The following is a 25,945-nucleotide window of genomic DNA, read 5'->3' as shown; positions in this document are numbered from 1 at the left end:
TTTTACCTCCATTTATTTCCCCGAAATAAGAATAAAAACTCCTATCCCGATAAAGACAATAATCTGAAGCCATTTTAGAACAACTCCAATTTTCGAACTCTTTTTTAAATACTCTGCAATAGATCCAGCCAGAACAGCTATCAGACCAAAAATGATAAATGAAACTACAATAAAAAGAAATCCAAGTATATAAAATTGTATTACATTACTTATGGTTTTACTAAATAAGAATCCAGGGAAAAATGCTAAAAAGAATATAGATACTTTAGGATTTAAAACATTCATTATAAATCCCTGCTTAAATAATTGCCCGAGGCTTTTCTTAGGCATACTATTTTCTGAAAGACTCACCTCTGCTTCACTTCTAAACACTTTGTAAGCCAGAAAAAACAAATACAACGCTCCGAGTAATTTAATAGTAAAAAAGAGCATTTCACTTTGTTTAATAATTGCAGATACGCCAAAAGCAACCAACGTAGTGTGTATTAAACACCCAGACATTAGACCAGCCACCACAGCCAATCCATACTTTTTGCCGTTTACCACACTTTGCATTAGCACAAATATATTATCGGGCCCTGGTGAGATTGACAATGCCAATGTTGCTATAACAAAGGTGTAGAGAATTTCGTAATTCATATTCTAAAAGCTTAGCTACTAAGTATTGCTTTATTAATATCCCTGATCAATTTGGGACCTTCATAAATAAAGCCTGTATATAATTGTACCAGACTTGCTCCAGCCTCTAATTTCTCTATAGCATCGGTAGCACTATGTATTCCTCCTACTCCAATAATCGGAAACGCCTTGTTGCTTTTTTCTGATAAATATTTAATCACTTCTGTGCTTTTATTTTTTATGGGTTGACCACTTAAGCCTCCATTACCTATTGCATTTAATCTATTTTCAGAAGTCTTTAGTCCTTTTCTGGTTACAGAAGTATTACTTGCAATAACTCCATCTAAATTAGTATCTGCTACTAATTCTATAATTTCATCCAGTTGATTTGTATTTAAATCGGGTGCAATTTTCAGTACAATAGGTTTTTGTTTTTCGAACGTTCTATTTTCTTCTTGTACGGCTACTATTAATTCGTTTAAGTATTCTTTATCATTTAGCTTTGCATGGCTCCCTACATTTGGGCAACTCACATTAAGAACAAAATAGTCTACATATGGATGTAATATCCGAAAACACTCCAGATAATCTTTGGTATAATTCTCTGGTAACGTATCTGTATTCTTTCCTATATTTCCTCCTATAATAAGTTTACCTTTATTTTTTCGAAGTTGATTTACGACTGCCTCAAGGCCTTTATTATTAAATCCCATTCTATTGATAATCCCTCGGTCTTCTTTAAGTCTAAACAACCTCTTTTTAGGATTACCTTCCTGACCTTTGGGAGTCACCGTTCCTATTTCGATAAACCCAAATCCAAAATTAGCCAATTCATTATACAAAACTGCATTCTTATCAAATCCAGCAGCTAGTCCTACAGGGTTATTAAATTTTAATCCAAAAATTTCTCGCTCTAATCTTGGGTCATCTACCTTATATAAATTTCTAAAAACTAATGGCACAAGAGGTATTTTTGAAAAAAACCGAATCATTCTAAAGGTAAAATGATGCACATTTTCTGGATCAAACAAGAATAGTAAAGGACGTAGTAAGAATTTATACATTAAATATAATTTTGCTTGTGCAAAAATAAGTTATCCAAGGTTCTAATAAAAGTGTATTTTTGAATTCTTCAAATATTAAAATAGTAGCAGCAATGATTTCAAAACAGCACATCATAAATAGGTTCATAAGTTACGTGACTATTGACACCGAAAGTGATCCCGAAAGTAATACAACTCCCAGTACCGAAAAACAGTGGGATCTTGCTAATAAATTAGTCGAAGATTTAAAAGATATTGGCTTAGAAGACATTAGTATAGATGAGCATGCCTATATCATGGCTACATTACCTTCTAATATTGATCAAGAAGTACCCACTATTGGTTTTATATCGCACTTTGACACTAGTCCTGATTTTACAGGTGCAAATGTAAATCCACAGATTATAGAAAATTATGACGGTAAAGACATCACACTAAACGCATCAGAAAATATTATACTCTCTCCTGATTATTTTGAAGACTTAAAGCAGTATAAAGGTCAAACACTTATTACTACCGATGGCACAACACTATTGGGAGCTGATGATAAAGCGGGGATTACAGAAATAATAACTGCGATGGAATATCTTGTACAACATCCTGAGATTAAACATGGTAAAATTCGAATAGGATTTACACCCGATGAAGAGATTGGTCGTGGTGCTCATAAATTTGATGTTTCAAAATTTGGTGCAGATTGGGCATATACTATGGATGGTAGCCAAATTGGGGAACTTGAATATGAGAATTTTAATGCGGCCGGTGCTGTGGTAACTATAAAAGGGAAAATCGTACACCCTGGTTATGCAAAAGGAAAAATGATTAATAGTATGTACATCGCACAGGATTTCATCAATTCGCTGCCAAGGATGGAAACGCCTGAACATACAAGTGGTCGAGAAGGTTTTTTTCATTTACATACTATAAAAGGTAATGTTGAAGAGACTCAGTTACAGTATATCATTAGAGATCATGATAAAGAGCATTTTGAAGCTAGAAAAAAAGTAATGAAAAATCTGGCAAATGAAATTAATGCTCAACATGCCAAAAAGGTTGTGCATATAGAAATCAAAGATCAGTATTTTAATATGAGAGAAAAAGTAGAACCTGTAATGCATATTGTAGATATTGCAGAAGAAGCTATGAAATCTCTCGATATTACTCCTATTATAAAACCTATACGAGGAGGGACTGATGGATCACAATTAAGTTTTATGGGACTGCCATGCCCAAACATTTTTGCAGGCGGGCATAATTTTCATGGGCGATACGAATATGTTCCTGCAGAGAGTATGATCAAAGCCGTAGAAGTAATCGTTAAAATTGCTGAATTAACGGCAAAGAAGTAAATTAATAATTTTACCCAGATTAAAAATTATTGATAGTATTGTTTCTTTCGTGGTAGTCAGAAAAAGCAATAATAAAACCTATAGAAAACAAAAAAGCGCGGTAAAATTAAATTAATTTCATCGCGCTTTTAACAAGTAGGCTAGTTATTACTTCTTATCTGCTGGTTGATTTAATTTTTGACTCATCTCCAACGAAATTGCAGATTTATCATACGTTAATTTACCAGATCCTGTTTCAATAATAATAGCATTATTTTTCTCACTGAAGTCAAAAACTTTACCGTGAAGTCCACTTTTTGTTACGACACGATCTCCTTTTTTTAAGTCTTCAGCAAATTTTTTCTCCTTTTTTGCTTTTTGCATCTGTGGTCGTATCATAAAAAAATACATTACGACAAATATGAGTATAAAAGGAAGAAATGATTGTATTTGCTCCATAAATTATTCGCTTACTGGTGTTCCACTTACGGGTTTAGCCTTTGGAGTTACCATAGCTTTAATCTTAAGAATTTCTTTTCCAGCCTCGGTATTAGCAGTTATAGTAACTTGCTTAGTTTGCTGATTTGGTTTTCCGTTAGAGTTAAACTTCACTAACATCTCTCCTGTTGCTCCTGGTGCAATTGGATCTTTTGGCCATTCTGGCACAGTACATCCACAACTACCTTTTGCACTTACGATTACCAAAGGTGCTTTACCTGTATTGGTAAAAGCAAACTTATGCTCTACAACATCTCCTTCATTGATAGTTCCAAAATCGTGTTCCGTTTCAGTAAAAGTCATCACAGGAAAATCTGCGTTCTTTGCGTCTCGATCTGCTGCTATTTCTACATTTTCTTCTTTAACTTTTTCTGCGGCATTGTCTTTACAAGACATAACTGTCATAGCAAAAACTCCGGCTAAAATTAAGATTCCTTTTTTCATTACTTGGGTTTTTTAATTATTTGAGGGTTAAAAATACTATTTTTTCTAAAATATTACATTAATCCACGACCTACTTTGTTTAATTTACCATTTTCCTGGTATTCTTTAGAAATTTTATCTAAAATTCCATTGATAAAAATACTACTTTTAGGCGTACTATATTCTTTTGCAATTTCTAAATATTCGTTAATTGTTACTTTTACCGGTATTGACGGGAACTTTACAAACTCGCAAATGGCCATTTTTATGATCGCTTTATCCAATTCTGCAATACGATCTTGATCCCAGTTTGGTGTTTTACCATCAATTTCTTTTGTAAACTCTACACCATTAAGCGTTGTTTTTCTAAAAATATCAGTTGCAAATTTCTTATCTTCTATATCCTTATACAGCTTAGGTAATGTCATTTGCTCATCATGAGATGATTTAACTTTTCTAAGCATTTTGATAATCGATGTATTTACCAATGGTAAATCATCAACCCACGTTAGCTTTTTATCTTCGATATATTCATAAAGTTTATCATTGGGAGCTATAATCTCTTTGAAAACATCGAGTACAAAATCTTTATCTTCTCTAAAAGAGCTAAGTTTAGTACTCATATAATCTGTATACAGCTCACTTTCTTTAATCTCTTTCCATAATATAGCCACATACTCATCATCTAATTCCCAGCAATTCAATTTTTTCTTCTCAATTTCTGTTTTGAGTTGAATATTTTTCTCTAGCAATAACAGAACTTCGTTATTGATAAATTTGGTATTAGGATTTTTTTCTTCGGAGGTAGCAAGGTATTTTTTTTGACTTTTTGCCAAAAACTCAGCTGCATGTTTTCTAATTTCTACCAGAAGCTGAAGATTTATAATAAATAATTCATACATCTGATCAATACTATAAAGAAGGAATTTCTCTTCTTTACCAAGATTGTCACTTTGCGTCTGCTCCATCGAATAGAGAGACTGCATTACTTTTACTCTAATATGTCTTCTGGTTAACATAGAAAATTACAAAGAACTTTATATTAAAAAAGGGCAAAAGTATGTTTTAACTTTTGCCCTGCAAAAATACTATTATTTTTAATCGTACCTACCTTAAAACTTCTTTTTTTATGAGGTAATTGTATTTTAAAATTTTATCGGTTTTTCTTTAATTCACTTTTCTTGTGTTACAAAACCGTCTTTAATTTTTTTGAGGTATGATTACATTTCCTTTTTTCGTGCTGCAATTCTATCTTCTGCTATACTAATTGCTGCTTCATTTGTAGTCACATTGGTTGCTTTTGCTTTGTTTAAAATATCTAAAGTAGTATCATAAATCTTCTCGGTTTTGGCTATAATTTGATCTCTGCCATATCCTTCGATCTCTGCATATACATTGATAATACCTCCTGCATTAATCAAAAAGTCTGGAGCATACACGATTCCTTTCTTTTGTAATAAAGGACCATGAATATTTTCGTTAGCTAATTGATTATTTGCCGCTCCGGCAATCACTTTTACTTTTAATTTATCAATTGTTTTATCATTAACAGTTGCGCCAAGAGCACAAGGAGCATAAATATCTGCAGTTTCTGCATATAGATCATCTCCTCTATAAATATCAACACCATACTTAGTACTTACTGCTTCGAGTCTTTCTTGGTTGATATCACTAATTATTACTTTTGCTCCTTCTTCAGAGGTTAAACGCACCAATTCTTCTCCTACATGTCCAATTCCCTGAACCAAAATTCGTTTTCCTTCTAATGTATCATTTCCATAGGCAAATTTACTAGCTGCTTTCATTCCCATATACACACCATAAGCTGTAACCGGAGAAGGGTTCCCTGCTCCTCCTTTTGATTCGGAAATTCCTGTTACATAAGGAGTGACTTCTCTTACAGTATCCATATCAGAAGTTTCCATACCTACATCTTCTGCAGTATAGTACTTACCACCTAGTGTATGCACAAATTTACCAAAGCGTTTCATTAGCTCTGGTGTTTTTATTTTTTTAGGATCTCCGATAATTACTGCTTTCCCTCCTCCAAGATTCAAACCTGTAATAGCAGCTTTATACGTCATTCCTCGTGATAACCTCAATACATCATTAAGTGCATCCCACTCTGTTGCATAGTCATACATTCTAGTCCCACCTAAAGCTGGTCCTAAAATTGTGTTATGTACACCAATTATTGCCTTCAATCCTGTATCTTTGTCCTGACAAAAAACAACTTGTTCGTGATTATCAAAAGATAGTTGACCAAATACTGGAGCTTCTTTTTTAAGTTGATTTGCAGTAAACACTTCGGTTATCATGTTATAAAATTTTTAAATATTACAATTATATTATACTCAAAATAAGGGTGCTAAAATAGCATATTTTTATCAATTTGAAATTTAACACTGTTAAACTTTACGGATTTATTAATAAATTCACTTATAAATATTAATCTTTTATGCGCGCATTACGCCATTTGAACAAATACTTTTTAAAATATAAATACCGACTTATCATTGGATTGGTAATTACTATAATCGCAAGAGTTTTTGCTACAATAGTTCCTACATTAGTTGGTGACTCTGTAGATGTTGTAGAACAATATATTAATAAAGAGATTACTGATATTGCCGAGGTAAAAAGCGGGCTTATCATAAATATTCTTCTTATTGCAGGGGCATTACTTATTTCGGCATTATTTACTTTTTTAATGCGTCAGACTTTTATTGTAGTTTCTCGATTTATTGAGTTTGATCTTAAAAATGAGGTTTTTCAACATTATGAGAAACTATCTCTTAATTTTTATAAGAAAAACAGAACAGGTGATCTTATGAATCGCATTAGCGAAGATGTATCTCGAGTTAGAATGTATGTTGGTCCTGCAATTATGTATAGTGTAAACACTATTACTCTATTTGTTGTGGTGATAGGATATATGATTAGTATAGCTCCTGAGCTTACTCTATATACTGTTACTCCTTTACCCATATTATCGGTTTCTATTTATAAATTAAGTGTTGCAATTCATAAACGTAGTACTGTAGTGCAAGAGTTTTTATCTAAACTAACCACTTTTACTCAAGAATCCTTTAGTGGTATTTCTGTAATCAAAGCATACGGTCTGGAATCTCCCACCCAGAAAAGTTTTACCGAATTATCTGATAAGAGTAAGGATAAGAATCTTGATCTGGCCAAAGTACAAGCATTGTTTTTCCCCCTAATGGTTTTACTGATCGGTTTTAGTAATATTCTAGTCATTTATATTGGAGGAAAGCAATTTATCGATGGTACGATACAAGATCTAGGTGTAATTGTAGAATTTATCATTTTTGTTAATATGCTTACCTGGCCTGTAGCCACAGTTGGATGGGTTAGTTCTATCGTTCAGCAAGCAGAAGCCTCTCAAGTAAGAATTAATGAATTTCTTAGTCAGGAACCAGAAATCACTAATACAGTAACTCAAAAAACACCAATTACTGGAAATATTAATTTTGACAATGTTTCTTTTACCTATGATGATACTAATATCACTGCCCTAAAAAATATTAGTTTTGAAGTTAAAAATGGAGAAACAATAGGTATTATAGGAAAAACCGGTTCTGGAAAATCAACAATATTAGATTTAATAGGCAGGCTATACGATGTTTCGTCGGGTGAAATACGAATAGATGGAGTTCCTCTAAAAAACCTCAATTTAACCGATTTAAGAGAGAGTATTGGTTATGTCCCTCAAGATGCATTTTTATTTAGTGATAGTATACAAAACAATATAAAATTTGGCAATGAGAATGCGACAGATGATCAAGTATATGAAGCTGCCAAAAATGCAGTAGTACATAAAAACATAATAGGTTTTAGTAAAGGGTATGATACTGTTTTAGGAGAGCGTGGGATCACATTATCCGGAGGTCAAAAACAGCGTGTTTCTATAGCAAGAGCAATACTTAAAAATCCTCCTGTACTCCTTTTTGACGATTGTTTATCTGCTGTTGATACCGAAACAGAAGAAGAAATCCTTAACAATCTTCACAAAATTTCTAAGAATAAGACAACTTTTATAGTAAGTCATAGGGTATCTACTGCAAAAAATGCAAATAAAATTATTGTCTTAGAAGATGGCGAAATAATCCAACAAGGCTCTCATAATCAACTAATAAGCACCGAAGGATATTATAAAGATCTCTATTTAAAACAACTTAGTGAAAAAGAAATTTGAGTTTTTTTTGTGAGGTTAACAATTTTTTTGGATTTTTGAAACCATCATAACATATTAATTAATTAATAAATACGGATTATGAGTGATAATGAAATGATGGATAAAGAAGAAATTTTCTCAAAAGTTTTACGAGCAGGAAGAAGAACATATTTCTTTGACGTAAGAGCTACAAAAGCAGGAGATTATTATCTAACAATAACAGAAAGTAAAAAGTTTACCAATGATGATGGATCTTTTCACTATAAGAAACATAAGATCTACCTTTACAAAGAAGATTTTGTTGGTTTTACAGAGATCTTAAATGAAATGACTCACTTCATTGTCGATGAAAAAGGAGAAGAAGTAATAAGTGAACGTCATCAAAAAGACTTTCAGAAATCATATGAAAAAGATGGAGTTGAAAATAAAGTTGCTGAAGAAGTTTCTGCATCAACAGAAAGCTTTACAGATGTAAGTTTTGACGATATCTAGACAATAATACGACTTTAAGTTAAAGTTATGTAAACCGCTTCATTCACTGAAGCGGTTTTTTTTATATTCACCCATCAAAAATAATTACAAAAAAATAAAACGTATGAAACATATTTTTACTGTTTTTTTTGCACTATTAAACTTTGTCTCTTTTTCTCAAGATGATTTATCTTTAGAATATTACCTTCCAAAAAATGTTACATACAATCCTGATATTCCTACTCCGCAAAGTGTACTTGGTTATGTCCCGGGAAAATGGCATGTAACCCATGATAAACTTGTAAATTATATGCAGGTTCTTGCCAAAGCATCTTCAAGAATAACAATTGAAGATAGAGGAAAAACTTTTGAAGATCGCCCAATACTATTACTTACGATAACCTCAGAAAAAAATCACCAAAACCTTCAGGAAATACAAAAAAAGCATGTAGAACTTACCCAAAATGGCTCTACTGCAATACATATAGAAGACCTACCAGCAATTGTATATCAAGGATTTTCTATTCACGGTAACGAACCTAGTGGTTCTAATGCATCATTAGTTGCAGCATACTATCTTGCTGCTGCACAGGGACAAGAAATAGATAATCTTTTAGACAATGTTGTTATTTTATTCGATCCCTCATTTAATCCCGATGGCTTACAGCGTTTTGCTTATTGGGCTAATACCAATAAAAGTAAAAACATTAGTACAGACCCTCAAGATCGAGAATACAGTGAAGTATGGCCTGGAGGAAGAACAAATCATTATTGGTTCGATATGAATCGTGATTGGTTACCAGTACAATTACCAGAATCCAGAGCTCGTATCAAGACTTTTCATAAATGGTACCCCAATATTCTTACCGATCATCATGAAATGGGATCTAATAGCACTTTCTTTTTTCAACCAGGAATTCAATCACGAACACATCCTTTAACTCCTAAATTAAATCAGGAACTCACCAAAAAAATTGGTAATTATCACGCTAAAGCGTTAGACAATATTGGTTCACTATATTATACCGAAGAGAATTTCGACGACTTTTATTATGGTAAAGGATCTACTTTCCCTGATATTAATGGTAGTATTGGTATTTTATTTGAACAAGGTAGTTCGCGTGGTCATGCTCAGCAAACCGATAATGGGCTACTCACTTTTCCTTTTACAATAAGAAATCAATTTACCGCAACACTTTCTACATTAGAAGCTGCAAAATCAATGCGTAAAGAGTTATTAGAATATAAACGAAGTTTTTACAACAATGCAAGAAAGGAAGTAACTAAAGATGCTTATATTTTTGGTAACGAAAAAGATGCAGCTTCATCTTATCATCTTGCCGAAATCCTTAAAAGACATCAAATCAAATTATACGAACTTAAACAAGATATAGCCATTAAGGGTAATTTTTTCAAAAAAGAGTATAGCTATATTGTTCCTAAGAACCAGCGACAAAAAAGGTTATTAAAAGCTATTTTTGAAAAAAGAACAGCATTTCAAGACAGTCTCTTTTATGATGTTTCTGCCTGGACATTTCCTTTGGCCTTTAATCTGGACTATTCTGACAATGCAGCTATTTCTAATATAGGTAGCGAAATATCAGATCTCACGTATCGCAAAATCAATCCGGTTAATAAAAGTGATTATGCATACCTGATACAATGGCATGAGTATTACACTCCAAAAGCTTTATATCAAATCCTAGCTAATGGATTGCGAGCCAAAGTTGGGATGAAACCTTTTTCTTTAGAAAACAATGATTATGACTATGGTACAATTTTAATACCGGTTCAGAATCAAAAATTAAATAAAGAAGAGCTTCATAAATTGTTACAAAAAATAGCTGCAGAGAATCATATCGATATCACTGGTGTTTCTACAGGACTGACAAAGGGGATTGATCTGGGAAGTAATCAATTTCGTGCTTTATCACTTCCAAGAATAGGATTGTTTACAGGTAGTGGAATCACACCTTATGATGCTGGAGAAATCTGGCATTTAATGGATCAACGTTATGATATTCCTATCACAAAATTAGAAACACGTAATTTTAACAGAATCACTTTATCAAAATACACACATATTGTATTACCAAATAGCTGGAGACAGTCTTTTGACAAAGAAAAAGCAGAAAAATTAAAAACTTGGGTTCGTAATGGCGGGACACTAATTGGATATAGAAATGCTGCCCAGTTTTTTAAGAATAACGAATTCATGAAAATCGAATTTGCTACTCCAAAAAATGATGCAAAAAACATATCCTTTGAACAAAGGCAAGATTTTAATGGTGCACAAGTAATTGGTGGAGCTATTTTTGAAGCCGAAATAGATCGTTCTCATCCCATTAATTTTGGATATAAAAACAATACGATTTCACTATTTAGAAATACAAAATTATTTATTAAACCAGATAAGCAGAGTTACAACAATCCAATTCGATATACAAAAAAACCATTGTTAAGTGGATATATTAGTAAAAAGAACTTGGATTCTCTATCAGGAACAGTCCCTTTTAAACATAATGATTTCGGAAAAGGAAATATAATCTTGTTTACCGACAATACTAATTTTAGAGCTTTTTGGTATGGGACGAATAAATTACTAATGAATGCTATTTTCTTTAGTGATGAAATGTAAGAAGTATTAAGTGAACTACTCATCTTGTTTTTTTTTGCACCGTAGCTTATACCCTATAAAAAGGGTATCATTAAGGATTAAAAGCCTTATGTTTTTACAAACAGAAAAAATCAAGATGAGTTCAATGTTTAAAATTGTAAATTACAGTTGTAACTAAGGTCTGTTTTTGTAGACTTATATGGTATAATAATGTAATTTTGGAACCTTTCAAAAAAAAAATCATGGCTCGTACTCCTTCTAACATGTTACCTCTTGGTACTATTGCACCCGATTTTACACTTGTAGACGCTGTTACCAATGACAAGTATTCTCTTAACGATGTAAAAGGCGAAAAAGGAACTGTGGTTATGTTTATCTGTAATCATTGCCCTTTTGTGATTCATGTTAACGAAGAAATAGTACGTATCGCTAATGACTATCGGGTTCAGGGATTTGGTTTTGTGGCTATTAGCAGTAATGATATTGAAAAATACCCTCAGGATGCTCCTAAAGAAATGTGGAAAACTGCTCAAAAAAACAACTATACATTTCCATATCTATTTGATGAAACTCAGGATATTGCTAAAATATATGATGCTGCCTGCACTCCTGATTTTTACTTATTTGATTCAGAGTCAAAACTTATTTATCGAGGACAACTAGATGATTCTCGACCTGGAAACGGAATTCCTGTAAATGGCCGCGATCTTCGTCAGGCGCTTGATGCAGTACTTCGCAATGCCAAAGTTTCTGAAGAACAAAAACCAAGTATTGGTTGTAATATTAAGTGGAAAGAATAGATATAACTTATAAAAATTGCTACAATATCGTAGTTTCAAGATATGCAAGAAGTAGTTTTTAAAGAATGCTCTACTAAAGATATTAGAGAGTTGAGTAAAATAAGTCAACAATTCTACCCCGAACATTATGCCCATATTTGGGAAAATAATGATCCCAGTTATTATGTAAATCTAAGTTTCAATCAAAAAGCTTTTGAAGAAGATTTTAAAACAGATACCATTGTTTATTTTTTAATTCAAAAAGCAAATACATCTTTAGGATTACTAAAAATAAAAAAGCAGGAAGCCATCAAAGGGTTTGATGCTTCTATAACATTACAACTAGAAAAAATATATCTTTTAAAATCAGTCACTGGTTTAGGCATCGGTAAAAAGGGGATTGAGTTTGTTAAAAATTATGCTATTAATCTAGGTAAGAAAATAGTTTGGCTAGATGTAATGAGTACCAGTCCCGCACTATCTTTTTATAAAAATATGGGATTTGATACTGTTTCTTTTTATGACCTAGAGTATCCTGGTCTAAAAGATGAACATAGGGAGATGCAAAGAATGGTATTATCTCTTTAAATTAGAGCTGAGCAATAATTTGCAAATGTGCAAAATGATGATTACCATGCCATGCATAGATACCAATATCTTCGCCCAACGAAATTGATATATCTCCTTCTGGATGTATAAACTCTTTTTCGAGATCATGAGCAGATAAACCTTTTAAGAAGTATACCCATTTAGCATGTAAAGCTTTTATCAAGTCTAGGGATAAATGAATTGGTGCAGACTTGGTATCAAATAATTCGGCCCATAATTGCTCATCATAGGCCTTAATCATGGGTTTATTTTCTGTTAATGCCCACTTAAATCGAATATATCCATTATGATGACTATCATGAATATGATGTATTACTTGCCTGGCGGTCCATCCACCAGGACGATATTGTGTTTCTAACTGTTGTTCACTAAATGTGGAAACCAGATTTAATAATTTCGTCGGTAACTCTTCTACATCATATATCCATCTTTGGATATGATCCGAAGTTATAATTTTTGGACATTCAAATTTTCCTATAGGATATCTTAAATCCATAGTTTAAAAAATCATTCTACTTTAGCATAAACAAATTCTTCTTTAGAGAAAAGATCTGTTAATGTAAGCATATTATCGTTTAAGTCATTGATTTTATATCTATAAATACGATCATCCATTGGGAAAAAACAAACCAATACGCCTCCATCTTCTATTCTGGTTTTCAAACGATTTGCAAATTTTCCGTTATAAAAATTAAATCGTATTGTTCCTTCAAAAATCAAATAATCATCTGTATTCTGAATAAAAAGCCATTTTCCCTGCAGTGCTTCATATGTATCTCTATTATAGAATTTGTTATCCAATAGCGCTTTCATTTTATACGCATATTTGATAAACTCTTCTTCGGGCTCCATATCATCCATAGGTTGGCCGATTTCTTTTTTTTCTAGCTCTTCATCATTTTTAAAATAATGCTTCGACTCATACTTAGTAAAAGCACTAGAATAGTCCATAATTCGTTGACCATTCTCGTTTTTTGTTTCTAAATAAGGGCGTTGTTTGTAGTTTACATGAATAAGTTGGTCATTCCAAAAATAAAATACCGTTACAACATCTGCTGTTCTGGTACCAACTTTTCTAACAATCTTTTTGAGTCGTTCATGCTCATAATATCCGTTTAGTTCTGCGCCATGATCAGCCATCTTATCAAGAAACTCTTCTGGATCTAAGAAAAAAGTTTCAAATTCTATATAACCATCTATCATCTCTATTTGATCATTGATGTTTACTAGAATGTCTGCCTTTTCTTGACCGAGAGCAAGATGAATATTACACAGAATCAAAAAAGTAATAAGTCCTTGTTTCATATCTAGGGGGTATGCAATTTGGGTTAAAATATAAATAAAAGAGGATTTAAACCTCCTAATACATTTTTTTAACAAAATGATTTTAAAAAAATCGCAATGTTAAAAATAATAAAAAACTATGTTAAAAAAAATACAATTCATTAAAAATAAAGCTTTTAATATAAAAAAACACTAGGGATATAATAATTTATGCTTTCATTATTCTCACATTATTATCAAATCATAAATATGAGGGGTCTATTTTTATGTACCAGATAAAACAAGTAATAAAAAAAGTCCCTGTGTTAGGGACTTTTTTAAATTTTGTATGTAATGAACTAAAGTTATTTCACTTCTACCAACTCAACATCAAAAATAAGTGTTGCATTAGGTGGAATAACTCCTCCGGCACCTCGGTCTCCGTATCCAAGGTATGGTGGAATCACAAATCTTGCTTTATCTCCTACTTGTAACAGTGCAATCCCTTCATCCCATCCAGAAATTACCTGTCCCATTCCTAACGGAAAGTCAATAGGCTGATTACGTTTATATGAAGAATCAAATACTGTGCCATCAGTCAGACTCCCTTTGTAATGCACAGAAACAGTCTTTCCCTTTTCTGCTTTTGCCCCATCTCCTTTTTGAATAATCTTATACCTTAAACCGCTATCGGTTTTTTCAAATCCCGCAGCAATTTCTTCTAATAAATCTTCGGCTTTTTTTCTGGCTGCGGCTTCTCTTTCTGCTTTAGCTCCATTAAAACTTCTAAAAGTTTCAACAGCATTAAAACTTTCGGCTTCTGCTCCTACCCTCTGTATCTCTACAGATTCGATTTCATCGCCTTGTTCTATTGTATTTACAACTTCTAATCCTTCTACTACTTTACCAAAAACAGTATGTTTTCCATCTAACCAAGATGTTTCTACATGAGTAATAAAAAACTGGCTTCCGTTTGTCCCTGGGCCAGCATTAGCCATAGATAATACTCCCGGGCCATCATGCTTTAAATCTGAGTGAATCTCGTCATCAAATTGATATCCTGGTCCACCTGCTCCAGTTCCTTGAGGATCTCCTCCCTGAATCATAAAATCTGCAATCACTCTATGAAATTTTAGACCATTATAATATGGTTTTCCTTGAGGAATAGCCTGATTATCTATATTACCTTCTGCCAGGCCAACAAAATTACCTACTGTTCCTGGTGTTTTTTTATATTCTAGATTTACTAATATACTTCCTTTTGAAGTATTAAATTTTGCGTATAATCCGTCTTGCATGACAGTCTTTTATTTAAGTTTAAACAAGTTGCAAAGATAGGAAATTGTAGGTGGTTTTAATCTAAAAATAAAACAAAGAAATATTTTTTTTAAATATCCAAAACAAGCTCTTAAGGCAAGTAATTTAATAATTAACAAATAATTAAGAGTAACATTAACTCTGATAAGAACATAAATAAATAGGCATAACACTCGAGTGCCTCAAAACATTTCGAGATTACACAAAATCATTATTTAACTTTATTTATGTTTAAAAAAATCTTAGAAGTAGAAGGAGTTCAAAAATTGAACAAAGACAAACAAAAATCAGTAAAAGGAGGGCGCCCTACCCTAATTCGATGCACTTATAGTTGCAACGGTACAACTGCTCGACTCAACAATGGTAATTACCTAAATTGTGCCGCTATAATATATGATGCTGTGCAATGTGGAGGAAATGGAAATGGAGGTGGAGTCTGGGCTTAACATAATTCATTTCCTAATTCAAATCAAAAAAGGCTTTGGAGGAACTCCAAAGCCTTTTTCTATATTGTATATCATATTATATCTAGCAACATCTATAATTATCAATCAATCTCTTTCAAAAGTTGCTGCGCTTCGTTAAAATTATAATTGTTTTTATCTGCAATTATATATTGTAAAGTTTCTAATAGTTTGTTTTTATCCTTTTGTTTCAAAAAGACCATTACTTTATACCAATCTGCTTTCTTACTTTGTAATGTGTTAGATTTTGACAATTGCTCAAACTGAAGTAATGCATTATCATATTGATGTAATTCTAGATATGAAACCCCCAAATAAATATATGTTAACGGGTTGATCGATGTCTCATTTTGTTGATATTCTTTAAACTTACGAATTGCTTCCTTATATTTTTTATTTTCAAATTCTAATTGTGCTTCTTCAAGTAGTGTATTAGTATCTCCTCTAGAAACCAAAGAAGGTATATTGTCAATATTGATATAGTCTGTATATAAATCTTGATAAGAAGGGTTTTTAAATAAGAATACCGAAATGGCAATTAAAATAGCTACGGTAGCAGCTATACTTAAGAATAACGAATTTCTATTTCCAGAATTGGATCTATTTTGTGATACTACTTCTTCAATTGTATTCTTTAAAATATTAGCCTCCTCACTTTTAAAAAAAGATAGCATTTGCTGTGATTTCTTTTTTTCTAATACTTTTTTATCTCCTTCTAACCATTTTTGATTATTATAAATAACACGCATTTCTTGCTGAAATTTTAATTCCCTGGCTAGCAAAGGATCAGAATCAATCTTTGTTTCAAACGTCTGTTTTTCTATGTCAGACATCTCCCCATCTAAATATTTATCTATTTCTAACAAAGAGTTATTCATAATTCTTTTATATCATTATACCGTGGATCTTTCTTGATCAATTTGGCAAGTTGAGATTTGCAATTAAATATACGTTGTCTCACCACATTATCAGAACTATACCCTAGTTTTTGTACAATTTTCTTATAAGGGGTTTTTTGAAAAAATAATTGAAGTAATTGTTTACAATTATCGGATATTTCATTTAGTTTTTCCTGAAACAACTCCCATTTTTCTTGTTCCAAAGCAGCCATAGTCATATCATCTTCTTCTCTAGATAGTTCGGCTATGGAATCATTTGTTACCCTCTTTTTTTCTTTATTTAACTCTCTTCTCCACAAATTCTTGCAAACTGTAAAAAGATAAGCCTCAAAAGAGGATTCTATAATAAAGCTTTTTACTTTATATCTTGCTATTAATTGTAACAATGCTTTTTGAAAAATATCTTCTGCATCTGCTCGATCTCCTTTATTTTTTAGAATAAAACTTACAACTTTAGGAAAAACAGCTGTATACAATCCCTGTATAACAATCTCATTTCCATCAGCTAATTGTTTTAAAATGTTTGTTTCTTCTTTGGGCATCAAAAACGTATTTAACATTTTTTACTTTTGCATGGTAACAAAAGTTATATTGAGGAAACATACTAATAAATTTAGTAAACAAAAAACATTAAGAATGAAAAAAATCGCATTATTATGCTTAGCAGTAGTTTTTGTAATTGGGATACAAAGCTGCTCTAAAGATGAATTACCTCTAGAAAAACAAGAAGATGTTATTATAGACAAATTAACAACAGGAGGTCCTGAAATAGAATTTTGTAGTAACAAAATTTATGTACGTTATGGGGTTTCGAGAAGCAATAATTACAAACGGGAATTTGCTAGTATTGGGAGAAAGCATTGGTTTAGATATGTATTAGTAGCCGAAACCGATTGCCCATCTATTGATATATGGTATATTCCTTGTGATCAGGCTCCTTCTCCTCCAAAAAACGAAAACGAAGCGGTCCTTGATGCCGAAAGCAGTGCTACCATCGGTGAAGGAGGTGCCCCACCACCACCTGATATTTCTGAGAATCCCGTATATGATAACAACGACACTACTAATTATAATAATTTATGTAACCTTGATTTAATCTTACCAAGATCAATCAACACCAATCCTAAAACACCAAATAAATAATTTTATTTTTATTTTTACCTCATACTAGCGATATAATAGCATGAGGAAATATGTAGTAATTTTATTTTTCTGTATATCTTATTTCCTGACTTTTTCTAGCAGAGGTCAGGAAATATCTTTTAGTCTTGATTCTATATCTAAATTACCTGGTAGTAATTATGAAAAACTGAATAGTTATAATACACTATTGGATAGCTATAAAAAAAGTAATAATCTTACCCAACTAGGATTTGACGCGCATCAATTAGCCAAATGGATACACAAAGAAAAAAAGTGGGACAAGGCAATAGAAATTGCAAAAATAGCATATCTAGCGAGAGAAAAAGCAACTCCTTTTAATCCAGAGTTATTAAAAAGAAGTTATTACAATTACGCAAATTTTAATAGGCGAAAAGAGAACTACACTATAGCAATTCGTTATTTCAGAAAAATGATTGAAGTAAAGGGTTCTGATTTCTTTAATGGAAAAGCCTATGCATTAATCGGAGAATGCTATGGTAAAATAGGGGATTTATATCAGGCAGTAGAAAATCAACTTCAAGCATTTGTAGATTTTGAATCAAAAAAACAGAAAGCATATATTATTTCGAATCACATCAACATTGCTGTATCGTATAGAAATATTCGGAATCGAAAAAGCAATCAAAAGGTTGTTAGCCATTTACTAATTGCAGATTCTTTGATACATACCTTAGAAAAACCTAATTCACGCGATCTCTATGCCATATACAACAATCTAGGCTTGTACCATAAAGAAGCAATTAAAGATCATAATAAGGCTATCGAATACTTCGAAAAAGCTCTAGAAATAGCAGAAAAAATGGGAGTCGACAGAAATTTGGGGCAAATTCATTATAACTTGGGTATCTCAAATATCAACTCTGACAATACAATAGCAGAAGAGCATTTCAAACAATCTTTATCTTATTCTAAAAATGTAAACTACTTGATTCCTAAAATTTATATGGGATTAGGCATATCTGCTTTTACTAAAGAAGAATATAACGTCGCACAAGAACAGTATAGGAAAGCATTCTCTTACTATTTTAATGTCGACATCCCTAATACAGATTGGCTACCTAAAAAAGAGCATCTGGCTCATATAAATGATAAGGCCACTCTTCTTGAGTTATTAAAAAGAAAAACTCAAGCATATCTAGAACATGGTAAAAAAGAAAAGGATTCGTCTAGTCATTTATCTGCTATTAAAACAGTTATGACCAGCGATCTACTTATTGATATTATCATGAAGGAAAACCTATCCTATAAATCCAAATTATTTTGGAGAAGTTTGATCTCAGAGGTTTATATTTTAGGATTAGAAGCATGCATTAATTCTAACAATAAGGATGCTGCATTCTATTTTATGGAAAAAAATAAAGCTTTACTATTAATACAAGACATTACTAAAAAGAAAATTAGTATCCCTGAGGAGGTTTTAGAACAAGAAAAAAAATTGGAGAATGAAATTGTTAAATTTCAAAATCAGTTCAAGAACTCTTCTAAGACACAAAAAGATTCTCTCTCTGCAATTATTTTATCCAAAAAAAGTGAATTATATCACTATAAAGACTCTCTCTCATATACCTACCCCAAGTATTTTTCTTCGTATACAATCCCTAAAATGATTTCTCTATCGGATATAAAATTAAAAGATAATCAAATAATCATCAATTATACTATGGCAGAAGAAGTTTTAGGAGCACTACCTAATGCCTATGGGATGGTTTTATCTAATAAACATAAAAAAGTTTTCAAAATTGAGAACATCAATCAATTAACGGATAATATATATGATTTAAGAAAAAAATTAAAAAAACCATTTAAAACATGGGATGATATTCGTAGGTATAGAGAAGTTTCACACCTACTATACAACACTCTTATATCCTCTAATATCAGAAAAGAGTTAAAAAACAAAAAGGTCACCATCATTGCAGATCACAACATAAGCCTTATCCCTTTTGAAGCTCTGGTTACCGACATTGAATTGGGAACTTACCTCATAGAAGAGTCAGAAATTAATTATGCATATTCATTGTCTTTCCTAAAAGAAAATAAATCTATTGCGAGAACTTCTACTCAAGATTTTTTAGGGATCGCTCCTATTAATTTCTCGAATAACCTGACTACTTTATACAGTAGTGATGAAGAAATTAATACTGCAAACACATATTATGATGGTTCATTGTATACTAAAGAAAATGCTACAAAGAAAAACTTTATCAAAGAAGCTAATAAATATAAAATTCTACATTTGGCAACTCATGCAGATGCTTCAGATTCAATCGCTCCTTGGATTGCGTTTTATGACAATAAACTAATAGCAAACGAGCTTACTACCATAAAAAATAATGCCGAATTGGTAATCCTAAGTGCTTGTAATACTTCTTTAGGAAAATTAAATCGTGGCGAAGGTCTTATGAGTTTAGCTAGAGAATTCTTTAAATCAGGAGCTAATACTGTGATTCCTTCTCTTTGGAACACCAATGATAAATCAACGGCTACTATAACTTCTGATTTTTATAAGAATTTAAGCAACGGTAAAACAAAGTCTCAAGCACTTCGAATTGCTAAACTAAATTATTTGAAATCCAATTCTGATGCTGACGCATCTCCTTACTATTGGGCTTCATTGGTGCTTATAGGTGATACAGGAACTTTAGTTCCAAAATCCAATTACAATCTTCTCATATATAGTACAATTATAATAACAACAATTATAGTATTACTCTTATTTTTTAGATATAGAAGACATAAACAAAAGGCTACAGTAACGCCTTAAGAAGTTCAAAACTACTTGTCTCTACTTATTTTCTTTTCCCTTTAAAAATAAAAGAATTATCTCTTTTTATTCTCTAAAGCTATTTTTTTTGATTTTTCTATAGTAACAATTCTTTTTTTCCTGAACATTATAAAAACAAGTATTAATCTAATCATTTCATAAATGACATAGAGCGTATTTGTTTTTCAATATCAACTAGATATCATCTGAAATTATTAATTATTAAAAACCAACATCATGTCGAAAAACATTTTAAGTATTAAAGGAGCTAATTATCTAAGCAAAATTCAGCAAAAACGAATTAAAGGAGGAGTATTACCCGAGTGCCCTATATTTTTCCCAAGAGGTTGTTTTGCAGGCGCTCCTTTCTACTGTAACACACAAGGTTTACCAATTTGCGACCCTATAGATGCAACCAATTAGCAAAATTTAAGACATAAACCTTGAGTGTCTATAAATGTTCGGGGCTCTTAATTATTAAAATGACAAAAATCATGAAGAAAAAAAAGTTAAAAAGCTTATCCTTAAACAAAATGGCGATTTCAAGACTCAACAGCACTACTATTACAGGAGGAACCGGACTTAGTGCTAATGCTTGTTCTGCAGCACTTCCGTGTTTTTCAAAAGATTGTGTTGTGAAAACATCAGAATGTGGGCCTACAGAAGTATTATGCCAATCTATTCAGGTAGCTTGCCAATAATTCTTAATCCTTAAGATTTTAAATCTAAATTATTTTTATTATTTACTATAGCTCATGCTGAAAGTAAATAATAAGGATATAAAAAAGCGGTTTACATTTGAAACCGCTTTTTACATTATATTTATTTTGCTTAATTAGCCACTTCACTAATAAATTTGATGCGATATAGGCGCAATTCTTCATCATCATAATCTCCATCAAATTCTTCTATTGCTGTATCTATTTTATCATTTTCGGCTTCAATAAAATATTCATGAATTTCTTCTTGTTGGTCTTCATCAAGGATTTCATCTATCCAATAGGCAATATTAAGTTTTGTACCACTGTATACAATTGCTTCCATTTCTTTAATAAAGGTAGGCATATCCATCCCTTTTGCAGCAGCAATATCATCTAATGGTAATTTACGATCTACATTTTGTATGATATATAATTTAAGACCACTATTCGCTCCCGTACTCTTCACTACAAAATCATCGGGTCGCATAATATCGTTTTCTTCTACATATTCTGCAATAAGCGCTACAAATGCAGGGCCGTATTTTTTAGCTTTACCTTCACCTACACCATGAACATTTGCTAATTCTTCTACAGTAACAGGGTATTTAAGCGCCATATCATCTATAGAAGGATCCTGAAAAACCACAAATGGAGGGACTCCTAGTTTCTTGGATACCGTTTTTCTCAAATTTCGTAGCATTCCGACTAACTTCTCATCGCTACCACCTTTAGCTCCAGATTTTGCTGCGGTTATTATAGAATCATCATTAGTTTCATCATATATATGATCCTCGGTCATCATAAAGCTAACCGGGTTATCAATAAAACTTTTTCCTTCTGCAGTAATCCTAATCACTCCATAAGTCTCGATATCCTTACGTAAATACCCTTGTACTAATACCTGGCGTGCAAGAGCCATCCAGTATTTATCATCTCGTTCTTTACCACTTCCAAAGAAATCTTGTTGATGCGTTCTATGCGAAATGATTAAGGCATTGCTCTTACCAATAAGTGTATTAACCAGATCTTTAGATTTATAAATCTCTCCTGTTTTATTAACTACTTCAAGTAATAACTTTACTTCATCTTTGGCTTCGTGCTTTTTCTTAGGGTTACGCACATTGTCATCCATATCAGCACCATCACCATTTACATCATCAAACTCTTCACCAAAATAATGTAATATAAATTTACGTCTGGATATAGAGGTTTCTGCAAATGCTACTATTTCTTGTAACAAAGCGTGACCTATCTCCTGTTCGGCAACAGGTTTACCGCTCATAAATTTTTCTAACTTTTCTATATCTTTATATGCATAGTATGCCAAACAATGTCCTTCACCGCCATCTCGGCCGGCACGTCCTGTTTCCTGATAATAGCTCTCTATACTTTTAGGCATATCATGATGGATCACGAAGCGTACATCGGGTTTATCGATTCCCATCCCGAAAGCAATCGTAGCAACCACTACATCTACATCCTCCATCAAAAACATATCCTGATGTTTAGCTCTGGTCTTGGCGTCTAATCCTGCATGATAAGGAACAGCTTTTACGCCATTAACTTCTAATGTCTGCGCCAGCTCTTCTACTCTTTTTCTACTAAGACAATATATAATCCCACTTTTACCACTATTCTGTTTCACGAAACGGGTTATATCTGCATCTACATTTTTTGTTTTAGGGCGTATTTCATAAAACAAATTAGGGCGATTAAAAGATGCTTTAAATGTTTTAGCATCACTCATCCCTAAATTTTTAAGAATATCTTCCTGTACTTTTGGAGTTGCAGTTGCGGTAAGTCCTATAATAGGAATATCTTCTCCTATTCTTTTAATAATATTACGTAGATTTCTGTATTCGGGTCTAAAATCATGTCCCCATTCACTAATACAATGCGCTTCGTCTACAGCTAAAAAAGAAATTTCCTGAGATTTTAAAAAATCTACATACTCTTCTTTAGTAAGTGATTCTGGTGCAACGTACAATAACTTGGTGACCCCATTAATTATATCTTCTTTTACCCTTTTTACTTCGGATTTATTAAGAGAAGAATTAAGTACATGGGCAATACCCTCTACTGATGAAATACTTCGAATAGCATCCACTTGATTTTTCATTAATGCGATCAGGGGTGAAACCACGATAGCGGTCCCTTTACACATTAAAGCGGGCAGTTGATAACATAGGGATTTACCCCCGCCTGTAGGCATGATTACAAATGTATTTTGTTTTTCCAAAATACTCTGTATTACCTTTTCCTGTAGTCCTCTAAATTGACTAAACCCAAAATGTTTTTTTAAAGCACTTTGCAAGTCAGTTTCATTCAAACTCATTAAATCATTTAACTTTTATATACCAATTAAATAAAGATTCACTAACACTAAATCTATTTCCCCAAATACAGACTTAGTGGATGTTTCGTTTTTAATTTTAGTATGCCAAAGATAAACAAAGCATAAATTAATACGCTTTTTTTTATCACTATTTAAAATTAATAAGGTATTGTATACCTTTGCGTAAATTAAAGATAGTAAAATCTTTATTTATAACACGAAAATTTTTTAAATTTTGAACACCCAGGACACTATAATTTCATATGCTAAAAAAACTGTTGCCGAGGAAGCTCGTGCAATTGCCCACCTAGAAGAGCTCATTGATAAAGAATTTTCTGATGCTGTAGAAACGATACATAACTCAAAAGGTAGAGTTATTATTACCGGTATAGGCAAAAGTGCTATTATTGCCACCAAAATTGTTGCTACAATGAATTCTACAGGTACCCCTGCAGTTTTTATGCATGCTGCCGATGCCATTCATGGTGATTTAGGAAATATTCTCGAAGATGATGTTGTTATTTGTATTTCTAAAAGTGGGAATACTCCAGAAATAAAAGTTCTGGTTCCCTTGATTAAAAACTTTAAAAATCCTTTAATTGGTATTACAGCTAATAAAGAGTCTTTTTTAGGTCAGGAAGCTGATTACGTATTGCATGCCTATGTAGAAAAAGAAGCATGCCCTAATAATCTAGCCCCTACAACAAGTACCACTGCGCAGTTGGTTATAGGAGATGCACTCGCAGTATGCTTATTGCACCTGCAAGGGTTTTCTAGTAGGGATTTTGCCAAATATCATCCAGGAGGTGCATTGGGGAAAAAACTATACCTTCGAGTAAGCGATATCACATCTCGAAATGAAAAACCTGAAGTATCTCCAGAGTCTAATATAAATAATGTAATTGTTGAAATGACAGAAAAAAGATTAGGAGCTACCGCAGTTACAGAAAACGGGGCTATTCTTGGTATTATAACTGATGGAGACTTACGTAGAATGTTAACAAAAGGAACTACTTCTTTTGAAGGTTTGACTGCTAACGACATTATGTCTCCTAACCCCAAACGTATTGATAATGATGCTATGGCAGTAGATGCTTTAGAGAAATTAGAGGAAAACTCAATAACTCAATTACTAGCAGAAAAGGATGGTAAATATGTGGGGTTACTACACATTCATGATTTAATGAGAGAAGGTATTTTATAATGGCTGACAACACTACTCAAAAAGATCCTCAGTCTATGTCTTTTCTAGATCATCTAGAAGAGTTACGCTGGCATTTAATTCGGGCTACTGTTGCAGTACTCATTGCCGGGATCATAGCTTTTGTATCAAAAGAATTCATCTTCGATGTTATAATTTTTGGTCCAAAAAAACCAGATTTCCCTACTTATAATGGTCTCTGTAATCTATCTAAACTTCTAGGTTTAGATGAAAGTTTATGCTTTAAAGAATTACCTTTTAGCGTACAGAGCAGAAAAGTAGCAGGTCAATTTTCTGTTCATATCTGGACCTCAATAACAGCGGGTTTTATTATAGCATTTCCTTATGTACTATATGAATTCTGGAAATTTATTTCTCCCGCGTTATATGATAAAGAGAAAAAGAATTCTAAAGGATTTATTATTATCTGTTCCTGTTTATTTTTCTTGGGAGTACTTTTTGGATACTACGTAATTACGCCATTATCCATTAATTTCTTAGGAGGTTATCAAGTGAGTAAAGAGGTCCTTAACGAATTTGATATTGATAGCTATATAGCACTGGTAAGGGCTTCTGTAATCGCCTGTGGTCTAATATTCGAACTTCCTGTTATTATGTTTTTCCTTACCAAAGTAGGGTTAGTTACTCCTGAGTTCTTAAAAAAATACAGAAAATTTGCTTTAGTAATTGTATTAATACTTTCTGCCGTAATTACGCCACCTGATATTGCTAGTCAGGTTATTGTTGCTATTCCGGTTTTAATATTATACGAGGTAAGTATTTTTATATCTAAAGCCGTTATAAAAAAAGAAAAGAAAAAATTACAAAAAACAATCTAAATGAGTGATATAGTTGACGAATTCAACAGTTACAGAGAGAAAATGAATTCTCGTATTCTGGAGGACAATAATAAAATAATTAAGAGAATCTTTAACCTGGATACTAATGCCTATATGGAAGGTGCTCTAAATGTAAAAACTAAAGAATTATTAGGGTTGGTAGCTTCTGTAGTGCTGCGCTGTGACGATTGTGTACGCTATCATCTTGAAACTTGTCATAAAGAAGGGTTAACCAAAGAAGAAGTGGTCGAATCTCTTAGTATTGCTACCCTGGTAGGAGGTACTATCGTTATCCCTCATTTACGTCGCGCTTATGAGTTTTGGGACGCACTTGAAGCAAAAGCTTCTTAAGTATGTAGCAGTTAAAAAGAATAATGTAAATTTACCAGCTCATTTTAGCAACACCCCCGATATAAA

At 32.4% G+C, this 25,945-nt stretch carries 26 protein-coding genes; 14 read left to right on the top strand and 12 right to left on the bottom strand.

Going from position 1 to position 25,945, the window contains the following annotated elements; all coding sequences use genetic code 11:
* Positions 1-12: 12 nt before the first annotated feature.
* The gene (locus Z053_RS0116090) at positions 13-639 is read right to left on the bottom strand and encodes a LysE family translocator (protein WP_025666020.1); all 627 of its coding nucleotides are present in this window, start codon (positions 637-639) and stop codon (positions 13-15) included.
* An 11-nt stretch (positions 640-650) separates the two neighbouring features.
* Entirely contained in the window at positions 651-1,682 is a 1,032-nt protein-coding gene (locus Z053_RS0116085; RefSeq protein ID WP_025666019.1) for a quinone-dependent dihydroorotate dehydrogenase, read from the bottom strand.
* Between the two features lie 92 nt (positions 1,683-1,774).
* Here Z053_RS0116085 and pepT point away from each other — a divergent pair, with 92 nt between their 5' ends.
* A complete protein-coding gene (gene pepT / locus Z053_RS0116080) occupies positions 1,775-3,010 on the top strand; it encodes a peptidase T (protein ID WP_025666018.1) in 1,236 nt (411 codons plus the stop codon).
* Positions 3,011-3,157: 147 nt separating this feature from the next.
* Here pepT and yajC read toward each other — a convergent pair whose 3' ends face one another.
* The 4 genes from yajC to Z053_RS0116060 all read right to left on the bottom strand — a co-directional run bounded on the left by yajC (position 3,158) and on the right by Z053_RS0116060 (position 6,228).
* Positions 3,158-3,448, bottom strand: a complete 291-nt coding sequence (gene yajC, locus Z053_RS0116075; protein WP_025666017.1) for a preprotein translocase subunit YajC — start codon at positions 3,446-3,448, stop codon at positions 3,158-3,160.
* A 3-nt stretch (positions 3,449-3,451) separates the two neighbouring features.
* On the bottom strand, positions 3,452-3,931 hold the full coding sequence (locus Z053_RS0116070; protein WP_025666016.1) for a DUF1573 domain-containing protein: 480 nt from the start codon (positions 3,929-3,931) through the stop codon (positions 3,452-3,454).
* Positions 3,932-3,984: 53 nt separating this feature from the next.
* The gene (gene nusB, locus Z053_RS0116065; protein ID WP_035096300.1) at positions 3,985-4,896 is read right to left on the bottom strand and encodes a transcription antitermination factor NusB; all 912 of its coding nucleotides are present in this window, start codon (positions 4,894-4,896) and stop codon (positions 3,985-3,987) included.
* 234 nt (positions 4,897-5,130) lie between these two features.
* The gene (locus Z053_RS0116060; protein ID WP_025666014.1) at positions 5,131-6,228 is read right to left on the bottom strand and encodes a Glu/Leu/Phe/Val family dehydrogenase; all 1,098 of its coding nucleotides are present in this window, start codon (positions 6,226-6,228) and stop codon (positions 5,131-5,133) included.
* A 140-nt stretch (positions 6,229-6,368) separates the two neighbouring features.
* Between Z053_RS0116060 and Z053_RS0116055 the strand changes: the two genes are divergently transcribed.
* The 5 genes from Z053_RS0116055 (at position 6,369) to Z053_RS30255 (ending at position 12,560) form a co-directional block, all read left to right on the top strand.
* Complete coding sequence (locus Z053_RS0116055; protein WP_025666013.1) at positions 6,369-8,126, top strand: ABC transporter ATP-binding protein; 1,758 nt, start codon at positions 6,369-6,371, stop codon at positions 8,124-8,126.
* Between the two features lie 78 nt (positions 8,127-8,204).
* On the top strand, positions 8,205-8,597 hold the full coding sequence (locus tag Z053_RS0116050) for a PUR family DNA/RNA-binding protein (RefSeq protein ID WP_025666012.1): 393 nt from the start codon (positions 8,205-8,207) through the stop codon (positions 8,595-8,597).
* A gap of 103 nt (positions 8,598-8,700) precedes the next feature.
* Complete coding sequence (locus Z053_RS0116045) at positions 8,701-11,214, top strand: M14 family metallopeptidase (protein WP_025666011.1); 2,514 nt, start codon at positions 8,701-8,703, stop codon at positions 11,212-11,214.
* 221 nt (positions 11,215-11,435) lie between these two features.
* Positions 11,436-11,993 carry a thioredoxin family protein gene (locus tag Z053_RS0116040; protein ID WP_025666010.1) on the top strand — a complete coding sequence of 186 codons (558 nt, stop codon included), beginning with the start codon at positions 11,436-11,438 and terminating at the stop codon, positions 11,991-11,993.
* A gap of 42 nt (positions 11,994-12,035) precedes the next feature.
* On the top strand, positions 12,036-12,560 hold the full coding sequence (locus Z053_RS30255; protein WP_051476077.1) for a GNAT family N-acetyltransferase: 525 nt from the start codon (positions 12,036-12,038) through the stop codon (positions 12,558-12,560).
* Position 12,561: 1 nt separating this feature from the next.
* On the opposite strand, the gene Z053_RS28735 is transcribed toward Z053_RS30255, so the two are convergent.
* The 3 genes from Z053_RS28735 to Z053_RS0116020 all read right to left on the bottom strand — a co-directional run bounded on the left by Z053_RS28735 (position 12,562) and on the right by Z053_RS0116020 (position 15,142).
* Complete coding sequence (locus Z053_RS28735; RefSeq protein WP_035096298.1) at positions 12,562-13,077, bottom strand: YfiT family bacillithiol transferase; 516 nt, start codon at positions 13,075-13,077, stop codon at positions 12,562-12,564.
* Between the two features lie 11 nt (positions 13,078-13,088).
* Positions 13,089-13,886, bottom strand: coding sequence for a hypothetical protein (locus Z053_RS0116025; protein WP_025666009.1), 798 nt, complete (start codon positions 13,884-13,886; stop codon positions 13,089-13,091).
* 323 nt (positions 13,887-14,209) lie between these two features.
* On the bottom strand, positions 14,210-15,142 hold the full coding sequence (locus Z053_RS0116020) for a peptidylprolyl isomerase (RefSeq protein ID WP_025666008.1): 933 nt from the start codon (positions 15,140-15,142) through the stop codon (positions 14,210-14,212).
* A 246-nt stretch (positions 15,143-15,388) separates the two neighbouring features.
* Between Z053_RS0116020 and Z053_RS0116015 the strand changes: the two genes are divergently transcribed.
* On the top strand, positions 15,389-15,607 hold the full coding sequence (locus Z053_RS0116015) for a hypothetical protein (RefSeq protein ID WP_025666007.1): 219 nt from the start codon (positions 15,389-15,391) through the stop codon (positions 15,605-15,607).
* A gap of 101 nt (positions 15,608-15,708) precedes the next feature.
* On the opposite strand, the gene Z053_RS0116010 is transcribed toward Z053_RS0116015, so the two are convergent.
* Both Z053_RS0116010 and Z053_RS0116005 read right to left on the bottom strand, forming a co-directional pair.
* The gene (locus Z053_RS0116010; RefSeq protein ID WP_025666006.1) at positions 15,709-16,503 is read right to left on the bottom strand and encodes a tol-pal system YbgF family protein; all 795 of its coding nucleotides are present in this window, start codon (positions 16,501-16,503) and stop codon (positions 15,709-15,711) included.
* The gene (locus Z053_RS0116005) at positions 16,500-17,066 is read right to left on the bottom strand and encodes an RNA polymerase sigma factor (RefSeq protein ID WP_025666005.1); all 567 of its coding nucleotides are present in this window, start codon (positions 17,064-17,066) and stop codon (positions 16,500-16,502) included. The genes Z053_RS0116010 and Z053_RS0116005 overlap by 4 nt, the downstream gene beginning before the upstream one ends.
* Positions 17,067-17,160: 94 nt before the next feature.
* Between Z053_RS0116005 and Z053_RS0116000 the strand changes: the two genes are divergently transcribed.
* From Z053_RS0116000 to Z053_RS0115985, 4 genes are all read left to right on the top strand, one after another.
* Complete coding sequence (locus Z053_RS0116000; protein WP_152538323.1) at positions 17,161-17,667, top strand: hypothetical protein; 507 nt, start codon at positions 17,161-17,163, stop codon at positions 17,665-17,667.
* Between the two features lie 40 nt (positions 17,668-17,707).
* On the top strand, positions 17,708-20,452 hold the full coding sequence (locus Z053_RS0115995) for a CHAT domain-containing protein (protein WP_025666003.1): 2,745 nt from the start codon (positions 17,708-17,710) through the stop codon (positions 20,450-20,452).
* A 237-nt stretch (positions 20,453-20,689) separates the two neighbouring features.
* Positions 20,690-20,875 (top strand): hypothetical protein, encoded by a 186-nt coding sequence (locus Z053_RS0115990; RefSeq protein WP_025666002.1) that lies wholly within the window; start codon positions 20,690-20,692, stop codon positions 20,873-20,875.
* Between the two features lie 71 nt (positions 20,876-20,946).
* A complete protein-coding gene (locus Z053_RS0115985; protein WP_035096297.1) occupies positions 20,947-21,153 on the top strand; it encodes a hypothetical protein in 207 nt (68 codons plus the stop codon).
* Between the two features lie 130 nt (positions 21,154-21,283).
* Here the strand turns inward: Z053_RS0115985 and Z053_RS0115980 are convergent, their stop codons facing one another.
* Positions 21,284-23,488, bottom strand: a complete 2,205-nt coding sequence (locus Z053_RS0115980; RefSeq protein ID WP_025666000.1) for a RecQ family ATP-dependent DNA helicase — start codon at positions 23,486-23,488, stop codon at positions 21,284-21,286.
* A gap of 235 nt (positions 23,489-23,723) precedes the next feature.
* On the opposite strand from Z053_RS0115980, the gene Z053_RS0115975 reads away from it, so the two are divergent.
* Genes Z053_RS0115975 through Z053_RS0115965 form a run of 3 tightly spaced genes read left to right on the top strand, consistent with a single transcriptional unit; the run spans position 23,724 to position 25,879 of the window.
* Positions 23,724-24,692: a KpsF/GutQ family sugar-phosphate isomerase gene (locus Z053_RS0115975; RefSeq protein WP_025665999.1), complete on the top strand. Its 969-nt coding sequence runs from the start codon at positions 23,724-23,726 to the stop codon at positions 24,690-24,692.
* Entirely contained in the window at positions 24,692-25,528 is an 837-nt protein-coding gene (gene tatC / locus Z053_RS0115970) for a twin-arginine translocase subunit TatC (protein WP_025665998.1), read from the top strand. The genes Z053_RS0115975 and tatC overlap by 1 nt, the downstream gene beginning before the upstream one ends.
* Entirely contained in the window at positions 25,529-25,879 is a 351-nt protein-coding gene (locus Z053_RS0115965) for a carboxymuconolactone decarboxylase family protein (RefSeq protein ID WP_025665997.1), read from the top strand.
* The last annotated feature ends 66 nt before the right edge of the window (positions 25,880-25,945 follow it).

The organism is Aquimarina megaterium XH134 (assembly GCF_000520975.1).
Classification (GTDB): domain Bacteria; phylum Bacteroidota; class Bacteroidia; order Flavobacteriales; family Flavobacteriaceae; genus Aquimarina; species Aquimarina megaterium.
This window is presented reverse-complemented; position numbering and strand designations above follow the sequence as displayed.